The sequence below is a fragment of the Arthrobacter sp. B0490 genome (assembly GCF_002929355.1).
Taxonomy (GTDB): Bacteria; Actinomycetota; Actinomycetes; order Actinomycetales; family Micrococcaceae; genus Arthrobacter_D.
In genome coordinates, this window is record NZ_PJIR01000026.1 from 1 (window position 1) to 12,627 (window position 12,627).

Annotated in this window: 12 protein-coding genes and 3 pseudogenes; 11 read left to right on the forward strand and 4 right to left on the reverse strand. The window is 62.2% G+C overall.

Features of this window, described 5'->3' with window-relative positions; translation table 11 throughout:
- Positions 1–86 (forward strand): DUF3060 domain-containing protein (locus CXQ97_RS20690; protein WP_146069721.1); only part of this gene is annotated, 86 nt, incomplete at its 5' end.
- A 562-nt stretch (positions 87–648) separates the two neighbouring features.
- Positions 649–1,107 carry a hypothetical protein gene (locus CXQ97_RS18135; protein WP_104182291.1) on the forward strand — a complete coding sequence of 153 codons (459 nt, stop codon included), beginning with the start codon at positions 649–651 and terminating at the stop codon, positions 1,105–1,107.
- Between the two features lie 288 nt (positions 1,108–1,395).
- Here CXQ97_RS18135 and CXQ97_RS18140 read toward each other — a convergent pair whose 3' ends face one another.
- From CXQ97_RS18140 to CXQ97_RS20695, 3 genes are all read right to left on the reverse strand, one after another.
- Positions 1,396–1,764, reverse strand: coding sequence for a hypothetical protein (locus CXQ97_RS18140; RefSeq protein WP_146069715.1), 369 nt, complete (start codon positions 1,762–1,764; stop codon positions 1,396–1,398).
- Positions 1,765–2,450: 686 nt separating this feature from the next.
- Positions 2,451–3,179: a hypothetical protein gene (locus CXQ97_RS18145; RefSeq protein ID WP_146069716.1), complete on the reverse strand. Its 729-nt coding sequence runs from the start codon at positions 3,177–3,179 to the stop codon at positions 2,451–2,453.
- A gap of 659 nt (positions 3,180–3,838) precedes the next feature.
- Positions 3,839–4,264, reverse strand: a complete 426-nt coding sequence (locus CXQ97_RS20695) for a helicase associated domain-containing protein (RefSeq protein WP_104182294.1) — start codon at positions 4,262–4,264, stop codon at positions 3,839–3,841.
- An 832-nt stretch (positions 4,265–5,096) separates the two neighbouring features.
- Between CXQ97_RS20695 and CXQ97_RS18155 the strand changes: the two are divergent.
- From CXQ97_RS18155 to CXQ97_RS18180, 7 genes and pseudogenes are all read left to right on the forward strand, one after another.
- Positions 5,097–5,440: pseudogene (locus CXQ97_RS18155) on the forward strand (helix-turn-helix domain-containing protein); the annotation flags it as partial.
- A gap of 70 nt (positions 5,441–5,510) precedes the next feature.
- The gene (locus tag CXQ97_RS18160; protein ID WP_146069717.1) at positions 5,511–5,894 is read left to right on the forward strand and encodes a hypothetical protein; all 384 of its coding nucleotides are present in this window, start codon (positions 5,511–5,513) and stop codon (positions 5,892–5,894) included.
- A gap of 364 nt (positions 5,895–6,258) precedes the next feature.
- Entirely contained in the window at positions 6,259–6,660 is a 402-nt protein-coding gene (locus CXQ97_RS18165) for a VOC family protein (RefSeq protein ID WP_104182296.1), read from the forward strand.
- Positions 6,657–7,136: a DUF664 domain-containing protein gene (locus tag CXQ97_RS18170; protein WP_104182297.1), complete on the forward strand. Its 480-nt coding sequence runs from the start codon at positions 6,657–6,659 to the stop codon at positions 7,134–7,136. The genes CXQ97_RS18165 and CXQ97_RS18170 overlap by 4 nt, the downstream gene beginning before the upstream one ends.
- 65 nt (positions 7,137–7,201) lie before the next feature.
- Positions 7,202–7,558: a YciI family protein gene (locus CXQ97_RS18175; RefSeq protein ID WP_104182298.1), complete on the forward strand. Its 357-nt coding sequence runs from the start codon at positions 7,202–7,204 to the stop codon at positions 7,556–7,558.
- Between the two features lie 139 nt (positions 7,559–7,697).
- Positions 7,698–8,282, forward strand: a complete 585-nt coding sequence (locus CXQ97_RS19675; RefSeq protein ID WP_146069718.1) for a hypothetical protein — start codon at positions 7,698–7,700, stop codon at positions 8,280–8,282.
- Positions 8,283–8,878: 596 nt separating this feature from the next.
- Positions 8,879–9,352, forward strand: coding sequence for a hypothetical protein (locus tag CXQ97_RS18180; RefSeq protein WP_146069719.1), 474 nt, complete (start codon positions 8,879–8,881; stop codon positions 9,350–9,352).
- Between the two features lie 208 nt (positions 9,353–9,560).
- Here CXQ97_RS18180 and CXQ97_RS20455 read toward each other — a convergent pair.
- A pseudogene (locus tag CXQ97_RS20455) lies at positions 9,561–10,364 on the reverse strand (DNA/RNA non-specific endonuclease).
- A gap of 921 nt (positions 10,365–11,285) precedes the next feature.
- Here CXQ97_RS20455 and CXQ97_RS20700 point away from each other — a divergent pair.
- Positions 11,286–11,393 (forward strand): annotated as a pseudogene (locus CXQ97_RS20700) (NAD-dependent epimerase/dehydratase family protein); the annotation flags it as partial.
- Between the two features lie 331 nt (positions 11,394–11,724).
- A complete protein-coding gene (locus CXQ97_RS18200; RefSeq protein ID WP_258062763.1) occupies positions 11,725–12,417 on the forward strand; it encodes a polysaccharide deacetylase family protein in 693 nt (230 codons plus the stop codon).
- The last annotated feature ends 210 nt before the right edge of the window (positions 12,418–12,627 follow it).

The following is a 12,627-nucleotide window of genomic DNA, read 5'->3' on the forward strand; positions in this document are numbered from 1 at the left end:
TAGAAGGCGACGACAACACGGTCACCTACCAGTCCGGCGACCCGGTCATCGAGACCGAAGGAAACAACTCGGTCGCAACCGCCTGAGCCCGATCACGATGACGCATTCCCGAATAACCTGAGGCTTGGCTTACTCGTTTCCACCTTCAGGGGCCGGGGCCAGTAGGACTGGCCCCGAGAACTCACCGATCGAGAATTCGTCGGACTTGCCCGCCTGATTCATTCGTGCCTCACCAGGCAACGGACGGTGACTCTAGCCAATCACCCATCATTGTTCGAGCATGGTCATCGACGATGGTGACCATCTTGCAGGAGTATCGCTGACTCGCGGGCTCGTCCGCCGGTAATCAAGGATCGGCCGCCTCGGCACATGCCCAGTCGAGCGATAAAGCTCGCTCGGGTACCGCCAATAGCAAAATCGATCGACCGGACACCGTGAGGAGCGCGGCCGGAACCCCACCCGTGGTCGGAAGAAGCCCGCAAGACTGAGATTACGGCCGTCCATCTGTGGCAGCAGGTCTCGGTCTACTAATCCGGCTTCCGCGATGAGCTGTGGCACCTCCACGGGCGCTGAGATACGACATCGACTCCGGCATCAAGTCCAGCACCGGTGTTTCGGGCGTGCCCGGCTGAGGTAAGACTGGTTGTTATGAGCAAACTATTCATGGAGCTTCGGCTCGGCGAGTACGTTGAGGCCACTCAACAAGTATTCGCGGGGTGTCCCCGGATCAGCGGGCTACAGCTTGCGTCCGCTGAGGCTGCGGACGGTATTTTGACGGCACGGTTTGAAGGGCCCTTGGGTGACTTTCGCGGTCCGTACGGGGTTGTTGTGCGGCTTCCTAAGACCCGGCAGGACGAGTTATGGGCCAAATACGGCGGTGAGGGCGATCGAACAGTCAAGGACTGGGTTTATGCCGGGGTCGCGTTGCGGGCGGTCGAGGCCCACGCAGCCAGCCAGCACCGGGATCGCGGCTACACGATGGACAACGTGTGGTGGCTTATCAACGACATCACCAATGACACCTCATCTGGGCTGGGAATCTCTTCACCAGCAGTCCTCACCACCTACGCTTCGAACTTTGATCACCGTCGAACGTCGTGGAGCTAAAGCACTGCCCCAACGGCCGCCGTGAAGCGGGGTCCACGGACCCAATGCCTCCGGCCTGCAAACCGCATGGATCAGCCGCACAGAAACCACCTACCCGCCTACTTCACGCGTCGGACATGAAGCCGACAGTCTCAAAACCCTCGCAGTCAGGCTGCGCAGGTCCTTGCGGGCACACGGAAGGACGACGAAAAACGACTTCGCGTCCCAACCGCTGATCAGCTAAAGCATGATGAGTGATCCTTAACTGGGATCGTGAGCTGGCTGCTCGGCGCCTGGCCCCGCCCCGCCTCAAGCGGCTGAACCTTCTTCCCGGGAATCCGTCTGATCGTCGACCCACGACCTGGCCGCATCCTCATCGGTGAAGTAGCGGGTTCGGGTGAGCGAGCCATGGGCGAAACCTGCAAGGACCTCGTCCACAGGGCCATCACCAACCAACGCGACGACGCTGAACCCCTGATACGCGTTCATCTCGATCCGTGTTTTCAACGTCAGCCCGTCGATCCCACCCATCACGACAACCAATGGCAGGATCACCCCCCTACTGAGCTGGCTAAGGGCGGTCGCCGCTTCTACCGCCAAAGCGTGCGTAATGCGCACTCCCGGCAGCCACCGCAGAAACAACACCTCATCATCTCGACCAACCACGAACTGATCCACCACACACCCCTCCACGGGAAAACCACCCGCCCACAATCAAGCAGAACAAGGTTGAGACCAGTGCGCCCACACTAGATCACCATCGCAACCCATCGCATCTGTTACCTACCGGAGAGGCACAGCTGATACCGGCTGGTACCTTTCGCGGACGCGCACACGCTGGTGGGTCCGCACCACACCCCGCCACAGCACTTCTCGCGACGCCTCATGGTGCTGGGCGTCCATTCACGGGCACATGGGACCCGAAGGGTAACGCTCGTAACCGTCCACCTATGGGTAAACCTCACCGTTGAGGCACGAGGCTTTCTGCTCAAACACCGCCGGTGGTGGGTCACACCTCACCCCGCGACTGGCACCCCACTACGGTGACCAGGTCTGAGGCGGGGAGCGTCAAAGAGTTGCCAAAAAGGTCAGAGACAGACCGTCGTGACCAAATAGCACGGCTTCCTGCCTCACTGGGATGAGATCGTAGCTCGAGGGCGGCTGGCTGCGATCCTCACCGCCGACCCAGAGCTATCACAGCACCGCAAAGACGCCGTCCTGGTCGATGTGGGCATGTCCTGTGCCACCCTAGGTCCTGACAGAAGCCCTCGGCCAGCCCGCCCGGTGGTGCCCGCCTAGCGCGAAAGTTCGACGTACTGACGGCGAAGCAGCCGGATTAGAAGCGAGGCTTAGCCCATGAACTTTCATCCACTGTGGTGGGACAACCAGACTTGTGCTTCGTCGACAGCCTCGAAATGCTTGGTCGGGTACGACGGGCGGTGGTGCTGCCTGAAGTGGGTAGCAATGATGTCGTCATCTGCAGTGCCGACAAAGGCTAGAGAGACGACGTTCAGCTTCTGAGCGAAGAGATTCAGAGCGGCCTGAGACAGAATAATCTGATTCACGTTCATGAGCATTGGTCGACGGCCCACTGGATCAAGCTGGTTCGCATGCTTGAGAACTGCTGCCGCGTCCTCCTCGATGACGCTCGTGTTCGATTGCCATTGAACCCACAACACGTCTTCTCGCAGTTCCATGCTGAAGGTCCCGGGTAGTACTGCGTCGACCTCGCCGGCTGACTTTTCGGTGAGCCAGGTGATTGCCTCGAGCTCGTTGTTGAAATACCCGCTCGGTATGGCGGACCTGTGATTGAACGAGGTAAGCACCCTGCCGACCTCGTCCTCGCTGAGGATGGCGAGCCGGGTCGAGGACGTGTCCTCGACGAACAATTGCTTGGCTTCGGGCGTGATCTGCTTGGCCAAACCGATGTGTATGAGCAAGGGACGTTTTCCGCATGGAGACATTGCGTTGGTCGTGGCAATCCTCGATCGAGCATCATTGGCATCGACGGTCACGCCACTAGCCCACCTCACCCGCAGGAACTCGCCTTCGTCACTCACCGTGTAACGAGGCGCACCGGAATCTGACGACATGTCTTCACCTTCTACTGAGTCTGGGCCTACGACATTACCGGCACTTTCCGCCGTTCCTTGTGAGACGCAATCCGCCATGGCGATAGGCACCAGATGGTTGCCTCTACTCAGCAGCGGCGAACTGAGCGGCTGCGGCCCGGAGCGGCGCGAATCCTGCTGTTCCCTGCCCGTAGCGCGGCGCGTTCATACCCTCGCCACGAACCCACCCCGACACCACTTGAGTAAGCGCAGATCGACTCCCTCCGAACTCATCAGAATCCTCCTTTGACTTATCGAAAGTAGCTGCTGTGCGATCCACTGCCGAAATAAGGCACGAGTGTGAACTTTCTGCCACCCGCGGGATCTATCAACCCAGGACCAACGCGTTCCGTTCACCCGGTGAAAGGATTGTCGACCGGCCCTCGAGGATCAGGGGATGCCTCCACCTTCAGACGACAAAGCGACCACGCGTCCCGACCGTAACGGTCGGTCTCGACCGTCAACTCACCCGAAGGGCTCGGTAAGAGGCATGGAAACTCGTGGACTACCTATGTGGTTCCCTGACTGTTGCTGTTACCTGCCGACCCGATTGAACCGGAAGCCGCACGAGGAGCCGCTGCGTAGCCCTCTCCAAGTGACAAGGAGGAGCTAGCGGACAGCATCCGCGACTGAAGGGCGTGCTACCGGCTAGTGGCGGGTGCATCCCAGTGCGGAAGTAGTTGGGTCAGGGTTTCCTGCCGGTCAGTGCGGAGCCGGCCCTTCCGCTGCCAAGTGCGTTGGCGACCCAGCCAGACCGCGAGGACCTTCTCGTCCGGGTGGCGCTGCGGGTCATAGACCGGGAATCGGCCAGCCTCCTCACGGAATTGCTGTACCTGCTCGAGGCGCCGCGCCCACAACTCCTCCGGCTCGCCCTTCCTCGTACCGACCCACTCCCCCACCTTGCCCAGGGCCTCGACCTTGTCCTGGGCGAGCCTTCCGCGTCGTGGCTGCGGCGCTGGTTCTCCAACCACCGGTACAAGACCCGGGCCTCCACGCTGTCGTTCTGCGCCGGCAACCCACCCGTCCGCTCCACAGAAGCGGCCATGGCGGCGTAGTGCTCCCACCACACCTGCTCACGACTACGTCGATTACGGCGCCGGTCGAGACTCAGGACTGGATGGTCATGGATCAGCCAGCACCGGTCGAACCATTCCGGATGCCTCCCAATCCGACGGTCGACGGCCCGGAGGACGCGCCGGACATCCACCCTGCACCACATGGCGATCACCGCCGGCGGGACCCCGCGGGAGTACATCAGCAACCATTCCTGCCTGTTCTCACACGCGCCGTGCGGGTATTCGTCCTCGATCAGGACCAGGTCATCGAAACGCACGACGACCCCTGCCTGTCCGATCAGCCATCACCACTCCCCTGCCGTATCCTGTGCCGGCGCCGAGCTGTTGGCACCCCGCGGAGGATCACGACGCACCGGGCATGCTGTTCCCCTGTAGAGCGCAGGCGGCATGTGGGGTTCATGGTGTCGAGAGTAACCAGAGTCCGCGCCGCCGGTGCGGGCGGCCCACCCACAGGTGGACGGCTTTGAGCTCATTCCTCCAGGCTCCACCCGCCCACAGGTGGATGACCCGCGCGGGGCGGGTTGCAAAGCAATGGGTCAGAACAAGCGCCATGCCAGAAACCGCGAAGAGTTCGTAGCGGGAGAACTGCTGGTCGTTTTACGCGCAGGATCGACCGCCGTGCAAGTTCGCTCTTGTGTCTTCGATCCCTGGGGATACAGCCGTGCCGGCGAGCTACCGCTCGCACCTCAGCTTCATTGCTCCTTCATACTGAAGAGCTCGTTGTACCGCCGAGAACTGTCATATGCGCTGCTATCGGCAACCCGGCTTCGTGCGTCCACCAGCACCAGCACGACTTGGTCCTGGCGAAACCGAACGAGTGAACCTCCGGGTGCTGAACCTCGGCGGAGGGAACGTCGACACCGGCACACCGATGGGATCCATGACCTTCACGTGAGGGCAGCGCTGGCGCAGATGGAACTCGAGATCAAACGCGAACGCGTCAATGACTCCAACACCAAACGCCGCGACGCCGGCTTGGACCTCGGCGGCCGACGACCCGTCTTCTCCGATAGCTAAATCGCCATCGCCCGCCGACTCATCGACCAGGGCCAACCCGCATCCCACGTGGCCCGGGACCTCGGCATGTCACGCGCCACCCTGTATCGGCGTATCGCGAACCTCGACGCCCGGCAACGGACTGCCTTGCACCCCAACACCGTCTGGTGACTTCCGGCATCAGATAGCAGCTGTAAATGGGAGGCATTTAGACTGAGCAGATCAATGTATGGGGGTTGTTGTGAAAGAACAGAAGCCGGATCGACGTCGGAGCGCCCGTGATTTCTGGCTCTGCCTGTTGATCCCCCTGGTGCCCTTTGTCGGGCTGCTGGTCTTTTTCTTCACCTCCCTGCCACGCACGGTCTTCCCGCATTCTTTGGTGGTCGCCGCAGCGGGGCTCTTGGCCGGCGGTGTCATCGGCCTCTTTACTGGAGTCCGGGGACCGGACTGGCCCATCTACGGCTTGATCTTCGCTGGGTTGGCCGTCCTGCTCCTGCTGTCGCCTCCCTGGCAGGGACTCGCTCTGGCGATCGTGCCGGCGTCCGCGTGCGGGTACGCAACGGGCAAGGAGATCGCAATCTTCCGCATCCAACGCCGCCCCCTGGTTCCGCCGGTCAAGGTCTAACGCGTTCACCTGTCGGTCACTCGCCGCTGGTACCTTCGGCCGATGGATGCCACTCTGCCCAATCCCTGTTCGCCGCCGTCGAGGACCTCTCGGACGACGACGGCCAATACGAGCTGTCCTGGGGATTGGGAGGTGGAGAATTGCTGGTGCACGGGGACGGCCGGAATCCTGTCTTTCCGAGCGGGCACGGTGTTAGCTGTCACTAGACTCGGTTCCTTTCGGGCTCGAACCGGGTCACGCCGAATCGCGCCACATAGCTGTGGACATGATTGAGGCCGATGATTTTGCCGTCACAGGATCGTCTAAGGAGTAGTGAGGGGCTGTTCGGCCTGCTAGACCTCATTCAATGTCAGGAGTAACCATCATGGCTGCACCCCTTGTTTACATCAGCTTTCCTGGAACCGCGAGGGAAGCACTCGGGTTTTATGCTGATGTTTTCGGCGGCGAGTTGTCCCTGGACTCTTATGAGGATCACGGGAGGACCGATGGCCCGCCTGACGCTATAGCTCATGGGGTCCTTGATGGCGTTGTTTCCCTCGCGGGCTCTGACACGTCGGATGGAAAGTCCTCGGTGCGGTGCGAAGGTCTGTCGCTTTCATTGCTGGGTACCGCTGAGCCGGCAGTGCTGCATGAGTGGTTCGCCAGGCTCTGCGTCGGCGGATCGGCGATCGATCCCCTGGTGCAACGGGCGTGGGACGGCGCGGACGGCCAGGTCACCGACCGCCAGGGGCTTCGGTGGCTGATCGGCTACGAGTCAAAGGCGTGAGCGATGCCCAGTTGCTCGCTCATTTGGCGGCCGAGCGTGCCCACGTGCTGCGCGCCGTCGAGGGGCTTACTGAAACTCACCTGAGCACGCCGCTCGTGCCCTCGGGGTGGACCGTGACCCGCCTACTGAACCACCTTGCGTACGACGACGAGATGTTCTGGATCTCGGCCGTCCTCGGCGGGAACGCTGCCGCCATTGAAGCCCGTCATGACGGATGGCACTCCACACCCATGACCGGCGCGGACGCCGTCAGCATCTACCAGGAGCAGATCACCAGCAGCGACAGGGTACTGGCCGAAGTCGATCTGGATGCCCCTCCCCGCTGGTGGCCCCCCGCTGCTGAGTTCGGCTACCCGCCCATGGCAGACGGCCGTGAAGTCGTGTTCCGCGTCCTCGCGGAAACCTCCGTCCACGCCGGTCACCTGGACATCGTGCGTGAACTCATCGACGGACATCAGAACCTCGTCGTGAACTAACCAACCCACACCTGAAGCCACTCCTGCAGCTGCAAAATCAGCCAAACCCACCGAAAGGCCACCCGATGCCCGACTTCGCCATCCTCATCTATGCGGACGAGTCCCTCCACGCCCTCGAAGCGTCTGAGTCCGACCTGGAGGAGAACGACCAGCACGCACGAGACCTTCAGACCTCAGGCTCGATGTCCCTTGCCTACGCGCTGACACCCAGGGCCAGCGCAATCTCCCTCCGACACGACAGCACGACGGCGGGGCCTTTCGTCCAGGCCGACCAGTTCGTTGCAGGCTTCTACGTCATCCAAGCACCGGATCTCGACGCCGCCATCGCCGTCGCCCGCCTGAATCCGGCAGTCCGTACCAGCACCGGTGGGGTCGAAGTACGCCCCGTCCACAGCGGAGGAATCATCACCAAGGACCAGTAGAGCGGCGCACGTGCAGGGACCGGCTTACGGGCAGGATAGCGCGATGGCATCGGCAACATAGCGACGCACAAAACCGAGCACCCTTCCCTCCGTCCGGGAAGGGCTCGTGCCGCGCTCGTGCCTGGTTACTCTCACTTGTATGGACGCTTTGTATCAACCGAGCGGCACGGGCTTCGACGCTTTGGACGAACTCGATCAGGTCGACTGGAGTCAACTGAAGCACGCCTACGGTAGAGGCCACGTTCGGCTAGGCAGCGCCGACGATAGGTCACCTGCAATCACAGGCGATGTACCGCAATCATTGGCCGCCCTTCGAACCGATTCTTTTTTGGCACTTAGCGACGGGCTTTACTCGAACATTTGTCATCAGGGCACGGTGTACGAAGCAACAGCCTATACAGTGCCGTTCATCGCAGCTGTCGCTGCCGGCGACGTTCCAAACGAAACCCGCATCCTGCTGTTGGCCCTCCTCGGCGATATCTCGGTCGGAGGGAGCTACGTCGCCCCCCACGGATCACACGCGGGTGCCTTCGGAGACCATGTAGATGCCCTCGTCACTGAATCGATTGCCGCTTCGATGGCCCACCTCTCAACAATCCAGACGCCGGGTCTTGTGGAGCTAGTCCAAGCCATACAGTCGCTTCTTATTCATCCGTCTGACGCGAACCGCGATGCAGTCGAGTCTGCTGTCGACGTTGCAATCGCGCTACCGATCACACCCTAGGGCAGACGCCCGTGGGCCGACCGGCTTGCGGCCGTTGTAATGAGGGCTCTGGTAACCCGGGCATGCTTTCGCGATACTTTTGCACGGGAGCAGAGCCGTGGCAGGTCCGTCCAACCTGAGCACCCCGCCATATTCGATGTAGAATTCACAGCTGTTAACGGGACGTAAGAGAGATCGGCACACTAATATCGGTACCTTTAGAACGTGTGTATCCATCTGTTCCCTACGTAAGGTCATATCCTTGCTAATCGCCTGCACCTATCAGCGCGGCTGACTCGATGGCTTTTTTACGACGGCTTGTCCGGCGAGGCGCTTCGCGTCTCCTGCACCCAATGCAGAAGGGTTTAATTCTCGGCGTGCTAGGTGGGGCAATGCTTTACTTATCGACCGGGCAGCTCCTTTGGATACCCGGCGGGGTTCTCCTCGGTGTCGGGGTCGGTCACTTTGTTGGTCGTCGACGACGGCACGTGCATACAGCACTGGTCACAATGTCCAGGGAAGATTCTCCGCCACGGCTTATGCGTCCCAGGCCAGAGGAGACATCCGAGCACCGGGAGCAACGGTTACGCCAAGCCGCCACGTTCCGGGTCACCCGATTGCTCGAGGGTAAAACGGACCGTGCCGGCGCGGTCGAACAGATCGGCTGCACCGTTCCGGGATTTTCCGCCGAGCGCTATGAGGCCGAGCTCGACGAGGCCTTGATCCGAATCGAGGAATACCGGATGCGGGTACGGGCCAGACGGCTTCTGCTCATCCAGAAGGCCCGAGAGATGAGCGCTCTCGATGGGGTGTTCGCTCTGCATAGTTTCAATCGTAAATTCTCGAGACATGTCGGACAGTACGGTTTAGGTCCGATCAGTCTTGAGGAGGCGCTAGGCGACATGCACTCGCACGAGGTCATTGAGGAAGCGGTAGTGCGTACCGACGCCCTCATTAGGGAGGCCATCGATATGGATACTTCGTCAGGGCGCCACGAACTCAACATGGCCTCTTTACGCCAGACACACCCAGGATTTAACGATCATTCAATGATCGAAGCGCTGTGCTGGGAGGTGCTTGACTACCGCTAAGCCAGGACGTGTTGCTCCACGATTTGCCGCTGGGTGGTGCTTTGAGGAGGGGATCCACCATCGCCCTCACGGGCACCAGGGACACGGCCGCGAAAACTCGAGATTAGTCGTTGAGGTCGAGATCGAGGTCAAGGCACGCAGGGCTGGAAGCCCCCGCCAGGCCGAGGTGACGCGCGCACTCGGGAGGGCCGCGGCGATCGGCATCCGATCAACCCCAGGCAAGCTGGTCGAGGTCGAGCCCGGTGAGTGCAGCGATGTCGCGGATCGGCACCTGGAAAGTCCTGAACGGCCCCAACGGTGGTGCGTCCTCCCCAACAGCGCCGGGCTTCGGTACGTCGTCGAGGTCAGCCAGCTGCGGCGTCTGGTCAACGACGTACCCGGTCGCCGCGAGCGAGCCGTCCTGCAGGAACACGGCGACCTTGAAGTACCGCAGTGGGATCTCCACGCCCCGGTACACGGGGTCGACATCGCTGAAGATCGGGCCCCGTGAACACGATCAGGCGCCACCCGTTGACCGCGGCGTTCTTGAGCAGGTACGACTCCAGACCCAACCGGAGCTCCAGGCCCTGGTCGAACTTCGCGGCCTGCGGGCAGCGTTCATGTAATGGAAGGTGTCCTCATTCGCGCTCACCGCCTCAACCCGGGTGTCCCCCCACACCGCTGATGCCCGACGCACCAGGTGTCCGCGGTCGATGTCGTTGCGCGCGTAGACCCGCTCCCCCGTCTGCTGGTCCTCAGGCAACCGGGGATCCAACCGCCACTGAATCCCGGACCGGTCCAGGTCCATGAGCTTCGCCGCATCGATAACGGGCGCCCTGATCGCGGCCAGGCGCTTGTCCGGGCGCATCAACACGGAGAAGTGAGTGTACGGGAGCAGAACCGTCTCGACGCCGGGCAGCGCCGGCACGGGCACCGGGACGCCCAGGAACCGCTCGTTGAACCCCTCACGACTGGCAAGGACCGAGGCCGCTACGGTGTGCGCGGTCTGGGGCGTGGGCAGGGTGGCATCCATCCGGTGAAGCTACCAGCGACAGGCGGCAACGCGATGGACGGTGGCCTCTACAGCGGGATAAGACCAGCTACAACAAGGGCAAGGCCACCGGTCAGCAACAGGACCGCCGCTGCAGGCCAGGCCGTGGCCAGACCGGCTGCGATCTCGGGCTGCCGGTCCTCCCGAGGTGGAAGGCCTCCAGCAGCACGTTTGCTTGGAAGGGCCCGATGACATGCCGGCCACGATAGGCGGCCAGGGCTATGAGCATCATGACAATGCCGGCGCCCACACGGACCTCACGTACAACCTGGGCGCAGCGGCTACTTCGGGTCGGGCTCAGATGTGGGCGTACCCAAGCTCCACGGTTCCTCCGGCTCGAGGGACTCCACAGCCTGAGCGGTGTCCACCTCCCACTGCTCCGAGGCTTCCGTCAGTGGAAGACGAACCGGGTTCCGATCGCCCTGATCGTTGAATTCCGGGTAAGTCAGCGGCACATTCTCAGAGCTAGTCATCCGCCGATCCTACTCACTACCCCACACGTCCGACATGGGGCTGCAGCCCCCATCCGTAAACAGGCCCCGTACGAGCCGGGCAGCAACCCCACGCTGCACCAGGTCTAGACCCTCCGACATACGTGTTGCGAAACCCGAAAGCCGACCCTAACCACACCATCTGAGCCAATCCACACTGTGGCATTGGGGTGTACCCAACGCCACACCTATAGCAGCGACCGATGCACGCATGAGGCGCCTGCGCGTGCATTCCAAGCGTTGAGGGCAAACGTGTCGGTTCTTGTAGTTGCTTGTAAGACTTCGCAAAGTCGTCTGCACGGGCGTAGAACGACCGGCTAATGGGCTTCTCGTCTCCCTTCTTACAGTTACTTCAATTGTGCTGGAGGCGAAAGTTAGTGCATTAGAGCAAGAGGACTGGAAGTCTCCAACCATGAGAATTCTTGTACTTGGGGGAACGGCGTGGCTTGGACACAACGTAGCGAGGACCGCCCTAGCGTCAGGGCATGAAGTCACATGTCTAGCTCGCCGGCGTGCCGCCGCTGGGCGTTTCCGGCGGGTACCCTACGCTGATTTCCAGTGCAGGTCTCAAGAGTAGGTAACAGGCACGGGTCGAAATGATGGGGATGATGTTGGAAAGTCCGGGCCGCCGCGCCTTCCTGATGGCCGGTGCCGCGTTGGCGCTCACCTCGTGCAGGCCCGGCAATGTTGGAGCAGATCCGGCGCGTCCCGGCCCTACTGGTTACACCGGCACTGGAACCGGCGGCGCTCCCAAGCCCTCCGCCACCGCGTCCTCCTCCGTCACCGCCACTGATGTTGTGCGGCTGGCTCCGACAACAGCTCCCAGGGAATTCTCGCTGACCCGTGAGGAGGTGATTGCCCGTTTTGCCGGGCGTCCCCCGTCCTACTGGGGACTCGAAGCACCCCGAGTCCTGACCTATCTGCCGCAGGGCCCAGCAGGGATCGCGCTGACCCTGGACTTCTGCGGAGGCCCCGGAGGCGACGGCGCCGACCTCACCATCATCGACCTGCTGCGCCGGCTGCAGGTCCCGGCGACCCTGTTCCTGAACGGACGCTGGATCACCGCAAACCCCGCCCTGACGCAGGACCTGGCCGCAGATTCCTTGTTCGAAATCGCCAACCACGGAACAAACCATTACCCGCTCAGCGTCAGCGGCGCCGCCGCGTACGGGATCTCCGGAACCGAAGGAGCCGGCAGCGTCTACGACGAGATCATGATCAACAACGCGCGCCTGACGGAGCTGACCGGGAAGCGCCCCCGGTTCTTCCGGCCCGGCACCGCCTACCTCGATGATGTGGCCGCCGACATCTGCCTGGCCCTGGATCTGATTCCGGCCGGGTTCAGCCTCAACGCCGACGGCGGGGCCACCTACCCCGCCGTGATGGTCGCAGCCGAAACCGGTGCTGCGGTGCCCGGGAGCATCATCATCGCCCACGGCAACCACCCCGGATCCGGCACCGGCCCGGGCTTGGCTCAAGCCCTTCCCCACCTTCTGGCCAAAGGCAGAACCTTCACCACCCTCAGCACCGCCATGACCCCTTAACGCCCACACCGCGATAGGCCCACAGGACCACCCCATAGCTCCCAACCGCGAGGGCAGGCTTGATGCACCGCGCGGTTTGTCTCCACGTGCGCTGGCGTTCCTAGTCAACCGAAGCGGGGCTGATATGAAGGAGTGGCAGGTACCCCCGTCCAGGGCACCTGCCACTCCTTTGGTTCAGCTTACGGACGTTGTGTCCGGACGTGGCTGTCC